Raw genomic sequence first — 17,567 nt, 5'->3', positions numbered from 1 at the left:
TGTTACTTGATGGAGCGCCACAACATGATGGCCCAGTCTTTGGCGCCCAATTCGGGGCGATTCATGAATACATCGTAGCCGCTCGCCTCGATACGCTCCAGAACGCGCAGCCCGCCTTGCACCACCATGCGCAGCTCCAGGCCGATGCGGCCCGGCAGCCGTCGCGCCAGCGGAGCGCCGAAGTGTAGCAGCGCGCGGGTGCGGTCGACCTGGAAGGCCATGAGCTCGCGCCACGCGGGCGTCAGGCGGCATGCGGCAAGGTCCTCGTCGGTGATGCCATGGCGGCGCAGGTCTTCTTGCGGGAGGTAGACACGATGCTTGTGCCAGTCCACCCGAACGTCCTGCCAGAAGTTCACCTGTTGCAGGCCGGTGCAGATGGCGTCCGATTCGGCGATGTTCTGCGGCGTGCCGGCCTTGAACAGGTGCAGCATCAGCCGTCCGACCGGATTGGCCGAGCGCGTGCAGTAGTCCGCCAGGGCGGTGTAGTCCTCGTAACGCTTGACGGAGATATCCTGCTCGAAGGCGGACAAGAGATCGTAGAAGGGGGTGATGGGCAACTGGTGCCGGGCGATGGTCCGGGCCAGCGGCGTGAAGATGTCGGACAAGGGCGGCAGGCCGGGCGCGGGCGGCGTGCCGGGTTCGGCGCCGATGCGGTGCAGCTCGGTGCGGAACGCGGCCAGTTGGGCCAGGCGTTCCTCGTCGGTGGCGCTGCCTTCGTCGGCGATGTCGTCCGCGGCGCGGGCAAACCGGTAGATATCGGTCACGGCGCCGCGCAGCCTGCGCGGCAACAGCAGCGAGGCGACGGGAAAATTCTCGTAGTGATCGATGGACATAAAGAGTGGCCTGTGGACGGCGCAGGGGCTACGGATATGGCGCAAAACGGCGGTTGCGCTTCATTTTAGAGTAGTCGTTGGCGCTTGATACGGCGCGGTGCCGCCAGCGCAGGGATCAGTTAGACTTGAACGCCACAGGATCTCACATCATGCCCCGCCCAATCTCCGCGACCGTCTCCGTATCCGCCCTTGCGCATAATCTGGCCGCCGTGCGCCGCCACCTGGACCAGACCGCCGCCGCGGCTTCGGGCCTGCCGCCCTCGATCTGGGCTGTCATCAAGGCCAACGCCTACGGGCACGGCATCGAACAGGCGGTAGCCGGCTTTTCCAAGGCGCAGGGCCTGGCAATGCTGGACCTCGACGAAGCCGTGCGTTGCCGCGAAGCAGGTTGGGGCGGGCCGATCCTGCTGCTGGAAGGTTTCTTCGATCCCTCCGACCTGGACATCGTCGACCGCTACCACCTCAGCAGCACCGTCCATCACCGCGACCAGCTCGACATGCTGGCCCGCGCACGCCTGTCCCGCCGCGTGGACATCATGCTCAAGCTCAACAGCGGCATGAACCGCCTGGGGTTCAGCCCCGCCGCCTATCCCGCCGCGCACGAACGCGCCATGCTGCTGCAACAGCAGGGCACCCTGGGCTCGGTGGGCAAAATGACGCACTTCGCCTGTGCGGACGGCCCCCAGGGCGTGAACGAACAACTCAGCGTCTTCAATTCGGTGACGCATAAGCTGCCGGGCGCCATCAGCGTCTGCAACTCGGCCGCCGCGCTGCGCTTTGCCGACATCGCGGTCGCCTCCGAAGGCCAGGCCCATTGGGTGCGGCCCGGCATCTGCCTGTATGGCGCATCGCCGTTCGCGGACGCCGAAGCGTCGTCGTTCGGCCTGAAGCCCGCCATGTCGCTCAGTTCCGAGATCATCGCCGTGCAGGAAATCAAAGCCGGCGACTCCGTCGGCTACGGCGCGCTTTTTCGGGCCGAACGCGCCATGCGCGTCGGCATCGTGGCCTGCGGCTATGCCGACGGCTACCCCCGCCACGCGTCCACCGGCACGCCGGTCGTAGTGGCTGGTATCCGGACCCAACTGCTGGGCCGCGTATCGATGGACATGCTGGTCGTGGACCTGGGCCCGGTCCCGTCCGCCGGAGTCGGTTCCCCCGTGTCGCTCTGGGGCGAAGATGGCCCGTCAGTCGACGAAGTAGCCCGGGCGGCGGGCACCATCGGCTATGAATTGCTGTGCGCCCTGGCGCCGCGCGTGCCGGTCACCCGCGACGCCTGATCCGGGGCGTCCAGCGTGCAAGAATTGCTACGCAATTTACAAGACAGGGGACGCCGGATGGTGTCTACTTGAGAAACCGGGCGCTCAAGCGCCCGTTTTCGACCCGAAAAACAGACTGCGAGGTTTCATTCCATGAAGGACAAATGCGTGCTCATCACGGGCGCCACCAAAGGCATAGGCTGGGCGCTCACTCAGCGGCTGTCCGACATGGGCTGTCATGTGGTTGGCATCGCGCGCAACACCACGGACGTCGATTTCCCGGGCTATCTGTACGCCTGTGACCTGGCCGATGCCGGCCGCACCGAAGAAGTCCTGCGCGAAATCCGCGAAAAATTCCCCGTCGATGCCGTCGTCAACAACGTGGGCATCGTGTCGCCGCAACCGCTGGGCGAAATCGACCTGGCCACGCTGTATAACGTGCTGGACTTGAACGTGCGCGTGGCGGTGCAGGTGACCCAGGCGTTCATCGAATCCATGAAGGTCCGCCGCGCCGGCCGCATCGTCAACGTCGTCAGCCGCGCCATCCATGGCGGCCTGGACCGCACCGCCTATTCCGCCGCCAAGAGCGCGCTGGTGGGCTGCACCCGCACCTGGGCGCTGGAACTGGCCGAATATGGCGTCACCGCCAATGCGGTTGCGCCGGGCCCGATCGAAACCGAGATGTTCCGCGCCACCCGGCCCGCCGGCAGCGAAAACGAAAAGCGCGCCCTGGCGTCGGTGCCCATGAAGCGGCTGGGCACGCCGGCTGAAGTGGCCGCGGCCATCGCCTTCCTGCTGTCCGACGACGCCGGCTTCATCACCGGCCAGGTGTTGGGCGTGGATGGCGGCGGGAGTCTGGCTGGCCGGTCGTAGGCCGGTCGGTTCGCCCGAGTCCCAAGCGCACCCGAGGGTGCGCTTTTTTTTGCCTGAAGCAGTCCGGGCGGATGTCCTCAGTGGTCGGCGGCGGCGCCTGCCTGCAGCGTCTGCGCCTCATCCCGCAAGGCGTCCAGGAATCGCGCCAGCGCAGGAGCCGGCTCGATATGGGCGCGCTGCACCACCCCCACCGCCGGCAGGCTCCAGTCCGGCTTGAATTTCAGAATCGCCAGCACGCCCAGGTCGGCGTAGTGGCGGGCGACGGCGCGCGGCATCGCCGCCAGCATGTCCGCGCCGCGCAGCAGCACCTCGTTGGCCAGCAGCGACACGGATTCGGCCACCGGTGCGGGCAGCGCCAGGCCTTGCTGCGCGAAATAGGCGTCAATGCGCTGGCGCAGGGGCGCATCGGGCGGCGGCAGGATCCAGTCCTGCCGCGCCAGCGCCGCAGCCGTGATGCGCGATGACCGCGCAAGCGGATGGCCAGAGCGCGCGACGACGCAGATCGGTTCTTCGTACAGGACTTCCGTGCGGAATACTGCCTGCGCCGCGCCCAGCATCAGCCGACCCAGCACGCAATCGAGCTCGCCGCGGGCCAGGCTGGCCAATAGCGCGTCGTGCGCACCTTCGTGCAGCATGACGGTGACCCCGGGATGGTCGGCGCGCAACCGTTGGATGGCGCGCGGAACCAGCACCGGCAGCGCGACCGGCTGCACGCCCACCCGGATGCGGCCGCGGGCGCCCGCAGCCAGGGCGGCGATCTCGTTGCGGGCGCCGGCCAGGTCGGCCAGCAGCACGTCCGTCTTGCCGGCCAGCGCATGGCCAAAGGCCGTGGGCGTGATGCCCCGCCGCGAACGCACGAAAAGCGCCACGCCGAACATGTCCTCCAGTTCCAGCAGCAGTTTGCTGGCCGCCGGTTGCGTCATGCCCAGGCGGGCGGCGGCCTTGTGGACGCTGCCCAGCGCATGCAAGGCCTGCAGCAGATCCAGATGGCGCAGGCGCAGGCGTCCGCTGATGTGGCGCAGGTCGGGAATGCGGGGGGTGACTGGCATGGGTCTGGTGATTCCATGTAGTTTTCACAGCATTCTAATAATTGATCATCAGGTATGCACTGGCTTCCTATACTGGCCTTGTGCTCCCAAGAGCTTTCGCTTCTGACCAGAGAGAGGGTTGCCGATGAAGATCACCATGCTGGGGACAGGCGCCGCCTTGCCCGATCCCGACCGGGCGCAGTCCGCCATCCTGCTGACGCTGGACGACGACAGGCATTACCTGTTCGACTGCGGCGAAGGCGCCACGCGGCAGATGGTTCGCGCCAACGTCGACCCCGCCAAGGTGGGTTTCGTTTTCCTGACCCACCTGCACCACGATCACATCTGCGACTATCCGTACTTCGTGATTTCAAGCTGGATCCTCAACAAAGAGGGTTCGCCGCTGGTGCTGGGTCCCAAGGGAACAAAGCACTTTGTGGACCATCTGTTCGAAAACGGCGCCTACCACACCGATTTCCAGGCGCGCGCGGCCTACCCGGTGCGCCAGCGCAACCTGGAAGCCATGCGGCCCGAGGTGCGCGAGGTCAGTCCCGGGGTGGTCTTCGAGGACGACAAGGTGCGTATTTCGGTGGACTGGGTCGAGCACATTCCGCGCGACGTCTGCGAATGCTTCGGAGTGCGCGTCGAGGCCGAAGGCAAGGTCATCGCGTTCAGCGGCGATACGGCGCCCTGTGAGGCGATGGTGCGGCTGGCCAGGGACGCCGACCTGCTCATCCACGAATGCACCTTTCCCGAATCGTTTATCGCGCATCGCGCCAAGACAGGCGTGGGGACTTATGCCCACACCAGTCCGACCGATCTGGGCAAGATCGCGCGCGAAGCCAATGTGAAGAGCCTGGTGGCCACGCACTTCGGCCATTTCGACTCCACCAGCCCCGTGCTCAAGCGCGCGGCGGCCAAGCACCTTCCCGTGGAACTGATGGGGCCGCACCTGATGGACGAAATCGTGGCCGACATCCGCAAGAACTACACGGGCCCCTTGCGTCTGGCCCATGACCTGATGCGTATCGATCTGTAGCGTCCGCGACGAAGACCGGCCGGCCGCCAAGGCCGCGCCGCATGGACAGGGAGAACACGATGCCGTACCGAGCTTGTGCCGTTTCCGTCCTGGCCGCGCTGGCCCCCGCGCTCCTGCCGCCGGCCGCCAGCGCCCAGTATCCCGAACAGCCCATCCGCGTAGTGCTGCCGTATGCGCCGGGCGCCGCTGGCGATATCGCCTTGCGGCAGATCCAGCCGCTACTGGAAAAGCGCCTGGGCCAGCCCGTGGTGGTGGACTACAAGACCGGCGCAGGTGGCAACATCGGCATGCAGGACGTGGCGCGCGCCAAGCCCGACGGATACACGCTGGTGCTGGGCGCCACCAATAATTTCGTCATCAATCAGTACCTGTACCGCAAGCTGGGCTTCGACCCGCTGGCCGACCTGGAACCCGTGGGCAAGCTGGCTGACGTGCCCGCGTTCGTGTACGTGAGCACGCAGGTGCCCGCGGCGGACTACGAGCAATTCGCGAACTATGCGCGCAGTCACGCCGGCAAGATGAACTATGGGTCGCCCGGCATGGGCACCACGCCGCACCTGTCGGCCTACCGATTGTCCAAGGCGATGGGCGCGGACATGACGCACATCGCCTACCGAGGCTCGGCGCCGGGCGTGCAGGCATTGCTGGCCAACGAAATCCAGCTCTACATCGGCGGCTACAGCATCGCGGCCGCGTACGTGCCGCAGGGCCGGGTCCGGGCGTTGGCGGTTGCGGCGCCCGAAAGATTTGCCGGGCTGCCCGACGTGCCTACTGCCGCGCAGGCCGGCATGCCGGACGCGGTGCGGGGCAACTGGTGGGGTTTCGCGGCGCCCAAGGGCACACCGCCCGACAGAGTCGCGCGCTTTGCCGCCGCCCTGCACGAGGTATTGGCGCTGCCCGAGGTGCGGCAGGGTTACCTGGCCAGCGGCTTCGTGCCGGGCCAGGATTCACCGTCTGCATTTGGCGCTGCGTGGCGCAACGAGGCAAGCCAGTGGGAAGCGGTGGTGCGTGATTCCGGCGTCGTGCTGGACAACTAGCGCCAGCCGGCTACAGGGCGGGTTCGACAATCCCGGCGGGGTACATGCCATGGAATTCATGCGTTGCGGTTCGGGCCGGCCGCTATTCTTGCTGCACGGGTTCTGTTCGTCGTCGGCGATCTGGCGCGACCTCGCCCTTGCGCTCTCGGACACGCGCGACGTCATCGCGCCCGACTGGCCCGGCTTCGGGCGCGATGCACAGGCGCCTGCCCTGCAGGGCTTGCGCGCTTACGCGCGGGCTCTTCTTGCGCTGGCCGACCAGCTCGGCATCGGCGCCTTCGACGTGCTGGGGCATTCGTTCAGCGGGTTCGTCGTGCAGCAGATGCTGTGCGATGCGCCCACGCGGGTGCACCGCGCGGTGCTGTACGGCGCGGGCGCGCGCGTCGAGCCCGCAGCGCGATTTGAATCCATTGAAACCACCCTTGCGCGCATGCGCGATGAGGGCCCGGACGCCACGGCTCGGCGCGTGCTGCCGACATGGTTCCGATCGGGCGAGAACCATCCAGCCTATGCGGATTGCCTGGAGGACAGCCAGTCGATGAGCCCTCATGGCGGGGCTTCCATGATGGAAGCAGTGCAGGGTGTGGACTTCACTCCGGCGTTAGCCGCGGTACGCACGCCCGCGCTGGTGATCCTGGGCGAGCTCGAACGCAGCCATCCCTTGGCGTCGGCGCTGGCGCTGCGGTCTGCGCTGTCCCGCGCTAGCCTGTGCGTGCTGCCAGACTGCGGGCATGCTGCGCACCTGGAGCGTCCGGCGCTTTTTCTTGCCGCGGTGCGCGGCTTCCTTAATGGGGAATAGGGCAGGGCGCGCTTTGCGGCGCCCACGTTCGATAAAGCCGCTGAAACGGCGCCCAAAAATAATGGGCGCCGCAATGGCGCCCACGTACCCGGATTGCGGCTTCCTGCTCGCGACAATCAGTACGGGCCTTGCCCCGAAGGGACCGCGGTCAGGTCCTTGAACTCGCCGGCCAGCGCTTCCGCCGCGCGCGCCAGCAGCACCGCGTCCACCCCGACCGCGACGAAGGTCGCGCCCAGCGCCAGGTAGTGCTTCGCCTGCTTCACGCCGCTATGGAGGATGCCCGCGGCCTTGCCGGAGCGCACGATACGCGCGATGGCATCGTCGATCGTCTTTTCGACCTTGGGATGTTCCGGCTGTCCCAGATAGCCCATGCTTGCCGACAGATCGGCCGGCCCGATGAACGCGCCGTCCACGCCATCGACGGCCAGGATTTCGTCCAGCGCCTCGACGCTGCGCGGGGTTTCGATCTGCACCAGCACGCACATCTGGTCGTTGGCGCGTTCCAGGTAGTTGGGAATGCGGTTCCAGCGCGACGAACGCGCCAGCGCACTGCCCACGCCGCGTATGCCTTGCGGCGGATAGCGCACGGCGGCCACCGCGGCGGCGGCTTCATCGGCGGACTGGACCATCGGCACCAGCAGCGTCTGCGCGCCGGTGTCCAGGATCTGCTTGATCTGCACGGGATCGTTCCAGGCAGGGCGCACCACGGGCGCTACCGGGTAGGCGGCCACCGACTGCAGTTGGGCCAAGGTGGAATCCAGCGTGTTGGGCGCGTGCTCGCCGTCGATCAGCAGCCAGTCGAAACCGGCTCCCGCAAGAATCTCCGAGGTGTAGGCGCTGGCCAAGCCGGCCCACAAACCGATCTGGGGCTTGCCGTCGCGCAATACTTGCTTGAAGGTGTTTGTCAGGATGTCCATGGACTGCGAGTCGGTTGTAGATAGGACTACGGTGAACAAGGGATACGACGAGAAAAAGCGGCGCCTTTGCTGTCAGTGCCCGTCGGTGTCGCGCGGCGCGGGCGCGTCGCGTTTGATCAGGTCCACCATGGCGTCCACGTCGCGGTACAGGCGGTCCAGCAGTTCCTTGCCGATCTTCTCTTCGATTTCCTGGTACTTCGCATCCACCATCGGGCGCATGCTGTCGATCAGCTTGGTGCTCTTGGCAGTCAAAGAGATTTCCTGGCGGCGCTGGTCGGCGCTGGAGCGCGTGCGCTTGATCAGGCCTTGTTCTTCCATGCCGGCCAGCATGCGGGTCAGGCTGGGACTGAGGATCTGACAGGTGCGCGCAATCTGGTTGGGTTCCATGGCTTGAACTTCGCTCAGGGTGCGCAGCACCCGCCATTGCTGTTCGGTGACGCCCGCCGCGTGCAGCACGGGGCGGAAATGCGCCATCAGCGTCTCTCGCGCGTAGAGCAGCAGATGGGGAAGATTGCGGTGATTGAAGGTCATGCTCATGGCGGCTATGTTATCAAGAAGCCGCCCAAAAATTGACCAATACTTCGCGGCCCGCCGCGGTCGTCCTGGCCTGCCGGCTGGCGTCTGCGCCGGCCGGCAGGCCAGGCGGATCAGGCAGGATTCTGCCGCGCCAGTTCCTGCAGATCGTCCGGCAGGGTCAGGTCGGGAGCGCCGCGCTGCAATTCGCGCAATGCCTGCACGGCTTCTTCTTCGCGGTCGTCCACGATCAAGCCGCGGATCTGCGCGACGCGCGCCTCGACGTCCTGTTCAGTGAAGGCGACAGCCTGGGGTTCGGCGGTTTCTGCCTGGGCAGTCTGCTGCGCCGCATCCGGTGCGGCAGCTTCAGGCGCGGGCGTGCTGGCCAACACGGCAGGTTGCGCCAGGGCTGCAGCGGGCTCTTGCTGCAGGACGACGGCGCGGCGCAAGACAGGCGCAGCGGCGGCGGCTTCCGCCACGGCGGATTGCGACGAAGATCCGGTATCGGCGGCGGCCTCGGTTTCGGGAGCCGCAACCAATTGCACGTCGGGCTCGGCCAGGTCGGCGGCTTCGCGCATGTCGGTCCAGGCGAACAGGCCTGCGACCATCACCGCGCACACGGCGGCGCCCCAGGCGGGGTGCCAACTGTGGCCGGGATGCCATCTGCGCCGCACGGCCGCGTCCAGTTCGGGACTGGCGCCGGGGCCGGGCTTGCGATACAGGGCGCGCAGATCCCGCTCATCGTCTTCGTCAAAAGGGGGGCGATAGGTAATGCTCATGCGCGTACTCCTCGCAGATACGCCTGGTGGCAAGGCGTATCCGCGTTTGACCTTTGCGTGCGCCGCGCCGGTGGTCCGGCGATCTCGTCGTGGCTCGGGTCTTGTTCCGGTTCAGGCGGCATCCTGAGAGGCCGCAGGTGATTGCGCCGCGATTCTCCACACACTGCGTCCTGCGGACGTTCTGCGTGGAGTATGCCGTCTTGCGTTGACGGTTCGACCATATGCGCTGCACTTGTCGATTATGCGCGATTTGACGCGGATTCGGCAGGAAATTTCTTATGTTTGCATCATGTAACTACGGGCCCGGCGTTGCAGCGTCCCCGTATGAAAGCAAAATGACAGATTCATCGCGCGCGCCGCGTGTCGGATAACGCGCGCAGCCAACACACATGTCCGCGCCGCCGTTCAAGGTTGCCAGTACACTTTCGCGCATGGCCAAATCCCGAACCGTATTTGTGTGCGCCGACTGCGGCGGCACCACTCCCAAATGGCAGGGCAAATGCCCACATTGCAACGCCTGGAACACGCTGGAAGAAACCGTTGAGTCCTCGGCGCCGGCGGCGTCCGCGCATCGGTATGCTCCGCTGGCGTCGTCCAGCCCCGTTCGCACCTTGTCTGAAATCGAGGCCCGCGAGACGCCGCGCCAGCCCACCGGCCTTGAAGAGTTCGATCGTGTGCTGGGCGGCGGCCTGGTGGCCGGCGCCGTCGTGCTGATCGGCGGCGATCCGGGCATCGGCAAGTCGACGCTGCTGCTTCAGGCGCTGGCCTCGCTGTCCGAATCCACCAACGTGTTGTACGTGACGGGTGAGGAATCCGCCGAACAGGTGGCGCTGCGCGCGCGCCGGCTCGGCCTGCAAACCGGCAACGTCAATCTGCTTGCCGAGATCCGGCTGGAAGCCATCCAGGCCGCCGTGTCCGAACAGAAGCCCACCGTAGCCGTTATCGACTCGATCCAGACGCTCTATAGCGGCGAGCTCACCGCCGCACCGGGATCCGTATCCCAGGTACGCGAATGCGCGGCGCAACTGACGCGCCTGGCCAAGCAGACGGGCATCGCCATCGTCATGATCGGCCACGTCACGAAGGACGGCGCGCTGGCCGGCCCGCGCGTGCTGGAACACATCGTCGACACGGTGCTGTACTTCGAAGGCGACACGCATTCGTCGTTCCGCCTGGTCCGCGCGTTCAAGAATCGCTTCGGCGCGGTCAATGAACTCGGCGTGTTCGCGATGACTGATCGCGGTTTGCGGGGCGTCGCCAATCCGTCCGCATTGTTCCTGTCGCAACATGAACAACAGGTGGCGGGCTCTTGCGTGATGGCCACGCAAGAGGGCACGCGTCCGTTGCTGGTCGAGATCCAGGCGCTTGTCGACAGCTCTCACGCGCCCAACCCGCGCCGTCTCACGGTGGGCCTGGAAGGCAACCGCCTTGCCATGTTGCTGGCGGTGTTGCACCGGCATGCGGGAGTGTCCACCTTCGACCAGGACGTCTTCGTGAATGCGGTGGGTGGCGTGCGCATCACCGAGCCGGCGGCGGACCTGCCGGTGTTGCTGGCCATCATGTCTTCGCTGCGCGACAGGCCGTTGCCGCGTGGCTTGATCGCTTTTGGCGAAGTGGGCCTGGCGGGCGAGATCCGGCCCGCGCCGCGCGGGCAAGAACGCCTGCGCGAAGCTGCCAAACTGGGATTCTCTATTGCGCTCATCCCTAAGGCCAACGCGCCGCGCCAGCCGATCGAAGGGCTGGAAATATGGGCCGTGGACAGGCTGGACGCCGCGCTGGACAAGCTGCGCTGAGGGCATGAGCAAAGTGATTCGACGCCCCTGGCGGCGCCGGAACACTGCCTGTCCGTGGCCGCATTTCAATCATTGATCGCCTCGGCTCAAGCGGCCGGGGTTTGCTGGAGCAACACGTGAGTCTGTTTGTCATCGCCGCATGCCTGGCAGCGGGCGGCCTGATCGGTTTCATGGGCGGCGTGCTGGGCATTGGCGGCGGTCTCATCGCCATCCCCGCGCTTGTCCTGCTGATGGGCATGTCGCAGCAGTTGGCGCAGGGCACGGCGCTCATCATGGTGTTGCCCACCATCATGATGGCCGTGCGCAAGTACAACCAGCAGACGCGCATCGACAAGCGTGTCGCGTTGGCGGGCGCGGCCGGCGCCGTGTTGTTCACCTGGGTCGGCGCGCAGTTGGCGTTGGGCATCGATTCCAGCGTTCTGCGCCAGAGTTTCGCGGTGTTTCTTTTCTTCATCGCGCTGTTCTACGTCTGGCAGACGTGGCGCGCATCGCGTCCCGCCGCCCATCGCACGCAGGCGCCCAAGCGCGATGCGCCGGCCTTCACGCCGCGCCGCGCAAGCGTACTGGGCATTCTGTGCGGCACGCTCGGCGGATTCTTTGGCGTAGGAGGCGCGGTGCTGGCCGTGCCCATCATCACCTCGGTCTTCCGCCTGCCGCAAACCACTGCGCAGGCGCTCGCACTGAGCATGGTGATACCCGGGTCCACCATCGCGCTGATCACCTACACCTGGGCGGGCCAAGCCAATTGGATGGTCGGCGCGCCGCTCGCCATCGGCAGCCTCATCTTCGTGCCCATCGGCGTCAGGCTGGCCTACCGCCTTCCTGAACGCAAGCTGAGAGCCTGCTTCGCGCTGATGCTGTTTGCGACGGTGGCGTTGTTGGCGTTTGAAGGGTAGGCGTCTAACGAGCAGCTTAAGCCCCGCCGCCGAGCCGCCTCAAGGCGGGGCAGCCCCCTCGGGGGGCAGCAAGCGAGCGAAGCGAGTGCGGCGTGGGGGCCTTCCACTTTTTTCCAAGCGTTAGCGACCGAAAATTTGTTGTTCCGGGTTGAACCTTCCTGCAGGCCGGGCTTCAAACCGAATACGGGATCAGCGGCGCTTTTGCCGCCCCGTATCGGCATGAGGCCTTCGGGCCTACACCAACCAGGAGTTCACGAAATGACGACTCACTCCCGCATTGCTGCGTTTCTTTCCACCTCGGCCCTGTGCCTCGGCCTTGCCGCCGCGCCGTCGGCGTTTGCGGCCGGCGCCAAGACCGGCGAAACCAAGACCCAGGCGCAGCACAAGCACCACAAGTCCGACAAGACCTCCGCCAAGCATTCGGCGGACAAGTCGGGCTCAGCAGTCAATCACAAGTCGGGCGCCACTACGCCGACGAAGTAATCGCAGCGGGCGGCAACGCCCAAGTTCCTTTGCACGAAAGACTGCCGGGTCACGCGGGGGCCGGAAAGTCGAAAGCCTCTCGGTATGGGCGCCGAGAGGCTTTTTCATTCATCGCCCCGGCCGTATGCGCGGCAGGGGACGCAAACAGATCATTCCACCGGGGTGATCACGCGGCCGGTCTCGAAGAACGATTGCAGGTTCTCGAGCATCATGTTTTCCATCGCCAGGCGCGTTTCTTCAGTGGCGCTGCCGATGTGCGGCAGCAGCACGGCCTTGTCGCTCTTGATCAGCGCTTCGGGCACCTTGGGTTCATGTTCGAACACGTCGAGCGCGGCGCAGCCCAGCTTGCCGGCTTCCAGTGCGGCGACCAGCGCGGTTTCATCGATGACCGGGCCGCGCGCGATGTTGACGACGATGCCCTTCGGCCCCAGGGCTTCCAGCACTTCGCGATTCACCAGGTGCCGTGTGCTTGGGCCGCCAACGGTGGCCACGATCAGGAAGTCGGCCCACTTGGCCAGATCCGTCAGCGACGCTTCATAGCCGTAGGAGATGTCATCGCGCTTCCTGCGGTTGTGATAGCGCACCTCCATGTCGAAGCCGGTGCCGCGCTTGGCGATTGCCTCGCCGATGCGGCCCAGGCCCACGATGCCCAATTTCTTGCCGCTGACGCGCAGGCCCAGCGGAATGCTGCCATGCACCTGGCCCCATTGGCCCGCGCGCACGAAGCGTTCGCCCTGACCCATGCGGCGGGCGCCGGCGATCAGCAGGCCCCACGCCAGGTCTGCCACGCAGTCCGTCAGCACGTCCGGCGTATTGCTGACCAGCACGCTACGTTTGCGGGCGGCTTCGACGTCGATGGTTTCGTAGCCCACGCCCCAACTGCAAATGGCCTTCAGGTCCGGAAGCGCGTTGATGAGTTCCGCGTTGGCGCCGAAGTTGGCGGACGTGACGACGGCGGTGACGCCCTTGCCGTGCTCGGCCAGCGCGGCCTTGCGATCCGGAAACTTCCAGAGTTCGATGACGTCGTAGCCGTCGGCGAGCCGCTGGTTGGCGGAAGGAGAGCCGGCCAGCGAGCCGACCTGGATGATGCGTTGCTTGGTGGTCATGTTGTCGTACGGTTGGGTGGCGAAGGCTTCATGCTACTTGATTCACGCTGGCGTCCTGGAGAGGGGATGCCCGATGTTGGGCATCCCCGCATTTGCTTATTCAAGCTGGATGTTGGCCTTCTGAATCACGTCCTTCCAGCGCTTGACCTCGGCTTGCTGGAACTCGGCGAACTGCTGCGGCGTGTTGGCCACGACTTCGAAGCCCAGGCCCTGCAGCGTCTTTTCGGTCTGCGGTTCGCGCAAGGCGGTGCGCAGGGCGTCCGACAGCTTGTCCACGACAGCGGGCGGCGTGCCCTTTGGCACGGCAAAGCCTTGCCACGAATACACCACCATGTCCTTGATGCCGGCTTCGGCCAACGTGGGGACGTTCGGCAGGTCCTGCGCGCGCGCGTCGCCCGTGATGGCAAGCGCCTTGAGCTTGCCCGCCTTGATGTGGTTCTGCACCGCGCCCAGATTCTGGAAGGACACGTTGACCTGCCCGCCGATCAGGTCCGCGATTGCCGCGCCGCCTCCCTTGTAGGGCACGTCCACGCCCGTGCTATCGGTGCGCTGGCGGAACAGCACGGCCGAAAGGTGGTCGGACGAACCCGTGCCGGACGAGGCATACGACACGCGGTTCGGATTCTTCTTCGCGTAGTCGACCAGTTCCGCGACGGTGCTGGCGGGGAAGGTGGGGGCCGCGACCAGCACGTTGGGATTGCGGACCGCCTGCGTAAGGTAGGCGAAGTCCTTGCTGGGGTTGTACGACAGATTCTTGTAGAGGGCTTCGTTGATGGCGAAGGTGCCGATGGAGCCGACCATCATCGTGTAGCCGTCGGGCGTGGACCGCGCCAACGCCTGCGCGCCGATGGCGCTGTTCGCGCCAGGCTTGTTCTCGACCACGAAGGTCTGGCCCAGGATCTTGGACAACGCCGGCGTGACCGAGCGCGCGGTGATGTCGGACGATCCGCCCGGCACGAAGGGCACGATCATGGTGACGGGCTTTTCGGGGTAGCCGGCGGCCTGCGCCGCCGGCGCGCCAAGCACAACGGCGCCCGCCGCGAATACGGCGCTGATCATTTTGTTCATGGTGTCTCCTGGTTCGCGTGATGATGAAGAGCCCGCCGCTCACGCGTTGCGGACGGGCCCGTATCAACGCCAGGTCAGTCGACCTTGGCGCCGGATTTCTTCACAACGTCGGCCCACTTGACGGTTTCCTGGGCCATGAACTGTTTGAACTGGGCGGGGGTGTTGCCGGATGGCGTGGCGCCTTGCGCTTGCAGCTGCGCGCGCACGGGCTCCAGCTGCAGGGCGGCGGCCACGTCGCGCTGCACCTTCTGCACGATGTCAGGCGGCGTGCCGGCGGGGGCCAGAAGGCCGAACCAGCTCGATGCTTCGTACCCCTTGACGCCGGCCTCGGCCATCGTCGGCACGTCGGGAAGGGCGGGGGACCGGTTGGCGGTGGTCACGGCAAGGGGGCGCAGCTTGCCGCCCTTGATGAAGCCCATGGACGACGGCAGGTTATCGAAGATCAGGTCGGCCGAACCCGCCATCACGTCGGTCAGCGCGGGGCTGCTGCCCTTGTACGGCACGTGGGTCATGCGTGTGCCCGTCATGCTCTGGAACAGTTCGCCTGACAGATGCGTGGACGTGCCATTGCCGGTGGACGCCATGTTGACGCTGCCGGGATTGGCCTTCAGATACTTGATCAGGTCCGCGACCGTGCGGATGCCGTGCTGGTCGGCGAACTTGGGGTTGAGCTCCAGGATATTGGGAACCGGGATCACCAGCGTGACGGGCACGAAATCCTTGACCGGGTCATACGGCAACTTGGCATACACCGACTGGTTGATCGCGTGCGTGCTGACGGTGCCCATCAGGAATGTGTAGCCGTCGGCCGTGGCGCGCGCGGCTTCCGCGGTGCCGACGTTCCCGCCCGCGCCCGCCTTGTTGTCCACCACGACGGGTTTGTTCCAGCTCTTGCCCAGTTCCGCCGCCACCACGCGGGCTGCGATGTCCGCGGTTCCGCCTGCGGGGAAGGGCACGATGATCCTGACTTCGCGTTCGGGATAGTCCGCCAGCGCCGGCGTGGCCGGCAAGGCAAAGGCGGTGGCAGTCAACAGGGCGGCCGCGATGAACCGGCCTCGCACAGGGGCTGCATGCATGGAATTCGTCTCCTCGGTGTGCGCGTGGCCGCGCATCGTTTCTGGGGGTATTCCGCTCCTGGCCAGCCGGGAGCTTGATGGTGCATGGCGCGTGAGCGCCATGCGTCGCACGTGCTGCCGATCTACTTGTAAAACAAATATAGGTATTGAGCTATTGCTTGTCAACCAAGTATACTTTTTTCACCCAACTTATCTGACAACCGCATCAGCCAGGAGCCCCGTCCATGAAAACTTCCCCGGTCACCGCCCAGGACCTGCAGCGTTCGGTCATCGCCGTGCCGCCCCTGGCGCGCAACGCCGACCTGTCGCTGAACGAGACCGCCAACAAGGCGCTGCTTGGCCATCTTGAGGCGGGCGGCGTGCGCAACGTGATGTATGGCGGCAATGCCAATTTCTATAACGTGGGCGTAAGCGAATACGCGCGCATCGTGGACATGCTGGCTGGCCTGGCGGGTCCGGACACGTGGATCCTTCCGTCGGTCGGGCCCGACTACGGAAAGATGATGGACCAGGCCGCCATCCTGCGCACGCGTCCGTTCCCCACGGCGATGCTGCTGCCGATGTCGTTCCCGTACACCGACGCGGGCCTTGCCGAAGGCGTGCGCCGGTTCTCGGACGCGCTGGGCAAGCCCGCCGTCGTCTACATCAAGTCGGCGGACTACCTGGCGCCGGAAACGGCGGCGCGCCTGGTAGAGGAAGGGCGCATCGCGGCTTTCAAGTACGCGGTGGTTCGAGACAATCCGGCGCAGGACGCCTACCTGTCGGCCATGCTGCAAGCCGTGGACTCGCGCTGGATCGTCAGCGGCATCGGCGAACGCCCGGCCATCGTGCACTACCGCGATTTCGGCTTGAAGAGCTTCACGTCGGGCTCTGTGTGCGTCGCGCCGCGCGGTTCGATGCGCCTGTTGCATCTGCTGCGCGACGGCCGCTACGACGAAGCCGAGACCGTGCGCGAACGTTACATGGGACTGGAAGACTGCCGCGACGGCATCAGCCCGATCCGTGTGCTGCACGATGCCGTGACGCTGGCGGGCGTGGCCGACATGGGCCCGATGTTGCCGCTTTTGACCGGCATCTCGCCGGCCGAGCGCGAACGCGTTGCTCCGGTTGCTCGCGCGCTGGCTGCCTGGGACCGCGAGACCGTCACGGTGTGAAGGTCCGCAGGGTGGCCAGACCCGGCCGCCCGCGAGGCGCATTGACGGTACGATGTGCCCTGCCGGCGCATCGCCGGCAGTGTTCCGGGGCCTGTTGCGTGCACGCGGACAGGCCCTATCACCAGGAGGTTACGTGGCTCGACCCAAAGCATCGCCCCAGCCCGCGCCGCAGGCGCATGCCGAGCCGGACGTCGTCGGCGCGCCGATGCTGGAGCGTGGACACCGGGTGCGGCTGGCGGACCAGCTTTACGGTCAGATCTTCGAACAGATCGTGTCCGGCGGACTGAACGTCGGCGACAAGCTGCCGTCCGAAAACGAAATCTCGGAGCGGTTCGGCGTGTCGCGGCCCGTCGTGCGCGAAGCCTTGCTGCGGCTGCGGGCCGATGGCCTCATCACGGCGCACCAAGGGCTGGGAACCTTCGTCAGCCACCAGCCCGCGCCGCGCCTGAAGGCCTTCAATGACGTTCAGAACGTCGGCGCTTACCTCAGGGCGCAAGAGGTGCGCGTGGCGCTGGAAGGCGACGCGGCGCGCCTGGCGGCCTTGCGCCGCACGGACGAGCAGCTCAACAAGATTGCCGAGGCCCACGCCGCCTTCGCCGATACGCTGGCCAGCGGGCAGGTGTCCGCGGAAGCGGACCTGGCGTTTCACGCCAGCATCGCGGAAGCCAGCGGCAACGACTTCTACCTGGGCGTGCTGGAAAGCATCCACGAATCCATCAGCGGCTTCATGCGCCTGACGCTGAACCTGACGCGCACGGGCTCCCGGCAGCGCGCGCAGCGCGTCGTGGACGAACATGCCACCATCCTGGACGCCATCCGCGAACAGGACGGCGAGCGCGCCCGCGTCGCCATGCAATTCCATCTGGGGCAAGCCCGGCACCGGCTGGTGGATCGCGACCGCGACTGACGCCCGCGCC

At 66.2% G+C, this 17,567-nt stretch carries 18 protein-coding genes; 10 read left to right on the top strand and 8 right to left on the bottom strand.

The features are described 5' to 3' along the window. Nucleotides 1-2: 2 nt before the first annotated feature. A complete protein-coding gene (hpnC, locus tag RT614_RS16415) occupies nt 3-833 on the bottom strand; it encodes a squalene synthase HpnC (RefSeq protein ID WP_313623177.1) in 831 nt (276 codons plus the stop codon). A gap of 149 nt (nt 834-982) precedes the next feature. Between hpnC and alr the strand changes: the two genes are divergently transcribed. Both alr and RT614_RS16405 read left to right on the top strand, forming a co-directional pair. Next, nucleotides 983-2,110 carry an alanine racemase gene (gene alr / locus RT614_RS16410; RefSeq protein WP_313623176.1) on the top strand — a complete coding sequence of 376 codons (1,128 nt, stop codon included), beginning with the start codon at nt 983-985 and terminating at the stop codon, nt 2,108-2,110. A gap of 132 nt (nt 2,111-2,242) precedes the next feature. Beyond that, nucleotides 2,243-2,962 (top strand): SDR family oxidoreductase, encoded by a 720-nt coding sequence (locus RT614_RS16405; protein WP_313623175.1) that lies wholly within the window; start codon nt 2,243-2,245, stop codon nt 2,960-2,962. Between the two features lie 77 nt (nt 2,963-3,039). On the opposite strand, the gene RT614_RS16400 is transcribed toward RT614_RS16405, so the two are convergent. Then, complete coding sequence (locus RT614_RS16400; protein ID WP_313623174.1) at nt 3,040-4,011, bottom strand: LysR family transcriptional regulator; 972 nt, start codon at nt 4,009-4,011, stop codon at nt 3,040-3,042. 124 nt (nt 4,012-4,135) lie between these two features. On the opposite strand from RT614_RS16400, the gene RT614_RS16395 reads away from it, so the two are divergent. Genes RT614_RS16395 through RT614_RS16385 form a run of 3 tightly spaced genes read left to right on the top strand, consistent with a single transcriptional unit; the run spans nt 4,136 to nt 6,865 of the window. Continuing rightward, nucleotides 4,136-5,029: an MBL fold metallo-hydrolase gene (locus RT614_RS16395; RefSeq protein ID WP_313623173.1), complete on the top strand. Its 894-nt coding sequence runs from the start codon at nt 4,136-4,138 to the stop codon at nt 5,027-5,029. A 59-nt stretch (nt 5,030-5,088) separates the two neighbouring features. Then, nucleotides 5,089-6,066, top strand: coding sequence for a tripartite tricarboxylate transporter substrate binding protein (locus RT614_RS16390; RefSeq protein ID WP_313623172.1), 978 nt, complete (start codon nt 5,089-5,091; stop codon nt 6,064-6,066). A 49-nt stretch (nt 6,067-6,115) separates the two neighbouring features. After that, on the top strand, nt 6,116-6,865 hold the full coding sequence (locus RT614_RS16385) for an alpha/beta hydrolase (protein WP_313623171.1): 750 nt from the start codon (nt 6,116-6,118) through the stop codon (nt 6,863-6,865). 116 nt (nt 6,866-6,981) lie between these two features. Here RT614_RS16385 and hpaI read toward each other — a convergent pair whose 3' ends face one another. The 3 genes from hpaI to RT614_RS16370 all read right to left on the bottom strand — a co-directional run bounded on the left by hpaI (nt 6,982) and on the right by RT614_RS16370 (nt 9,074). Continuing rightward, nucleotides 6,982-7,782 carry a 4-hydroxy-2-oxoheptanedioate aldolase gene (gene hpaI, locus RT614_RS16380; protein ID WP_313623170.1) on the bottom strand — a complete coding sequence of 267 codons (801 nt, stop codon included), beginning with the start codon at nt 7,780-7,782 and terminating at the stop codon, nt 6,982-6,984. A gap of 72 nt (nt 7,783-7,854) precedes the next feature. Further along, nucleotides 7,855-8,319: a homoprotocatechuate degradation operon regulator HpaR gene (gene hpaR, locus RT614_RS16375; RefSeq protein ID WP_313623169.1), complete on the bottom strand. Its 465-nt coding sequence runs from the start codon at nt 8,317-8,319 to the stop codon at nt 7,855-7,857. Nucleotides 8,320-8,429: 110 nt separating this feature from the next. After that, nucleotides 8,430-9,074: a hypothetical protein gene (locus tag RT614_RS16370; protein ID WP_313623168.1), complete on the bottom strand. Its 645-nt coding sequence runs from the start codon at nt 9,072-9,074 to the stop codon at nt 8,430-8,432. 431 nt (nt 9,075-9,505) lie between these two features. Between RT614_RS16370 and radA the strand changes: the two genes are divergently transcribed. From radA to RT614_RS16355, 3 genes are all read left to right on the top strand, one after another. Continuing rightward, a complete protein-coding gene (radA, locus tag RT614_RS16365) occupies nt 9,506-10,867 on the top strand; it encodes a DNA repair protein RadA (protein ID WP_313623167.1) in 1,362 nt (453 codons plus the stop codon). A gap of 116 nt (nt 10,868-10,983) precedes the next feature. Continuing rightward, nucleotides 10,984-11,763, top strand: a complete 780-nt coding sequence (locus tag RT614_RS16360; protein WP_313623166.1) for a sulfite exporter TauE/SafE family protein — start codon at nt 10,984-10,986, stop codon at nt 11,761-11,763. A 258-nt stretch (nt 11,764-12,021) separates the two neighbouring features. Next, nucleotides 12,022-12,246, top strand: coding sequence for a hypothetical protein (locus RT614_RS16355; protein WP_313623165.1), 225 nt, complete (start codon nt 12,022-12,024; stop codon nt 12,244-12,246). Nucleotides 12,247-12,395: 149 nt separating this feature from the next. Here the strand turns inward: RT614_RS16355 and RT614_RS16350 are convergent, their stop codons facing one another. The 3 genes from RT614_RS16350 to RT614_RS16340 all read right to left on the bottom strand — a co-directional run bounded on the left by RT614_RS16350 (nt 12,396) and on the right by RT614_RS16340 (nt 15,496). Further along, nucleotides 12,396-13,352 (bottom strand): 2-hydroxyacid dehydrogenase, encoded by a 957-nt coding sequence (locus RT614_RS16350; protein WP_313623164.1) that lies wholly within the window; start codon nt 13,350-13,352, stop codon nt 12,396-12,398. A gap of 96 nt (nt 13,353-13,448) precedes the next feature. Beyond that, nucleotides 13,449-14,420, bottom strand: coding sequence for a tripartite tricarboxylate transporter substrate binding protein (locus RT614_RS16345; RefSeq protein ID WP_313623163.1), 972 nt, complete (start codon nt 14,418-14,420; stop codon nt 13,449-13,451). Between the two features lie 74 nt (nt 14,421-14,494). After that, nucleotides 14,495-15,496, bottom strand: a complete 1,002-nt coding sequence (locus RT614_RS16340) for a tripartite tricarboxylate transporter substrate binding protein (RefSeq protein WP_313623162.1) — start codon at nt 15,494-15,496, stop codon at nt 14,495-14,497. A 224-nt stretch (nt 15,497-15,720) separates the two neighbouring features. Here RT614_RS16340 and RT614_RS16335 point away from each other — a divergent pair, with 224 nt between their 5' ends. Both RT614_RS16335 and RT614_RS16330 read left to right on the top strand, forming a co-directional pair. After that, nucleotides 15,721-16,650: a dihydrodipicolinate synthase family protein gene (locus tag RT614_RS16335; RefSeq protein WP_313623161.1), complete on the top strand. Its 930-nt coding sequence runs from the start codon at nt 15,721-15,723 to the stop codon at nt 16,648-16,650. A 205-nt stretch (nt 16,651-16,855) separates the two neighbouring features. Beyond that, nucleotides 16,856-17,557, top strand: coding sequence for a FadR/GntR family transcriptional regulator (locus RT614_RS16330; protein WP_313623234.1), 702 nt, complete (start codon nt 16,856-16,858; stop codon nt 17,555-17,557). The last annotated feature ends 10 nt before the right edge of the window (nt 17,558-17,567 follow it).

Source organism: Achromobacter sp. (genome assembly GCF_032102605.1).
GTDB lineage: Bacteria > Pseudomonadota > Gammaproteobacteria > Burkholderiales > Burkholderiaceae_B > Achromobacter.
The sequence above is the reverse complement of the archived record's forward strand: the minus strand, read 5'-3'. Positions and strand labels throughout refer to the sequence as shown.

Excerpts from the sequence above, each read along its gene's own strand:
- RT614_RS16350 (WP_313623164.1), bottom strand. The coding sequence starts at position 13,352 with ATGACCACCAAGCAACGCATCATCCAGGTCGGCTCGCTGGCCGGCTCT.
- radA (WP_313623167.1), top strand. The coding sequence starts at position 9,506 with ATGGCCAAATCCCGAACCGTATTTGTGTGCGCCGACTGCGGCGGCACC.
- RT614_RS16395 (WP_313623173.1), top strand. The coding sequence starts at position 4,136 with ATGAAGATCACCATGCTGGGGACAGGCGCCGCCTTGCCCGATCCCGAC.
- RT614_RS16330 (WP_313623234.1), top strand. The coding sequence starts at position 16,856 with ATGCTGGAGCGTGGACACCGGGTGCGGCTGGCGGACCAGCTTTACGGT.
- RT614_RS16400 (WP_313623174.1), bottom strand. The coding sequence starts at position 4,011 with ATGCCAGTCACCCCCCGCATTCCCGACCTGCGCCACATCAGCGGACGC.
- RT614_RS16370 (WP_313623168.1), bottom strand. The coding sequence starts at position 9,074 with ATGAGCATTACCTATCGCCCCCCTTTTGACGAAGACGATGAGCGGGAT.
- alr (WP_313623176.1), top strand. The coding sequence starts at position 983 with ATGCCCCGCCCAATCTCCGCGACCGTCTCCGTATCCGCCCTTGCGCAT.
- RT614_RS16405 (WP_313623175.1), top strand. The coding sequence starts at position 2,243 with ATGAAGGACAAATGCGTGCTCATCACGGGCGCCACCAAAGGCATAGGC.
- RT614_RS16345 (WP_313623163.1), bottom strand. The coding sequence starts at position 14,420 with ATGAACAAAATGATCAGCGCCGTATTCGCGGCGGGCGCCGTTGTGCTT.
- hpnC (WP_313623177.1), bottom strand. The coding sequence starts at position 833 with ATGTCCATCGATCACTACGAGAATTTTCCCGTCGCCTCGCTGCTGTTG.
- RT614_RS16340 (WP_313623162.1), bottom strand. The coding sequence starts at position 15,496 with ATGCATGCAGCCCCTGTGCGAGGCCGGTTCATCGCGGCCGCCCTGTTG.
- RT614_RS16390 (WP_313623172.1), top strand. The coding sequence starts at position 5,089 with ATGCCGTACCGAGCTTGTGCCGTTTCCGTCCTGGCCGCGCTGGCCCCC.
- hpaR (WP_313623169.1), bottom strand. The coding sequence starts at position 8,319 with ATGAGCATGACCTTCAATCACCGCAATCTTCCCCATCTGCTGCTCTAC.
- RT614_RS16385 (WP_313623171.1), top strand. The coding sequence starts at position 6,116 with ATGGAATTCATGCGTTGCGGTTCGGGCCGGCCGCTATTCTTGCTGCAC.
- RT614_RS16355 (WP_313623165.1), top strand. The coding sequence starts at position 12,022 with ATGACGACTCACTCCCGCATTGCTGCGTTTCTTTCCACCTCGGCCCTG.
- RT614_RS16335 (WP_313623161.1), top strand. The coding sequence starts at position 15,721 with ATGAAAACTTCCCCGGTCACCGCCCAGGACCTGCAGCGTTCGGTCATC.
- hpaI (WP_313623170.1), bottom strand. The coding sequence starts at position 7,782 with ATGGACATCCTGACAAACACCTTCAAGCAAGTATTGCGCGACGGCAAG.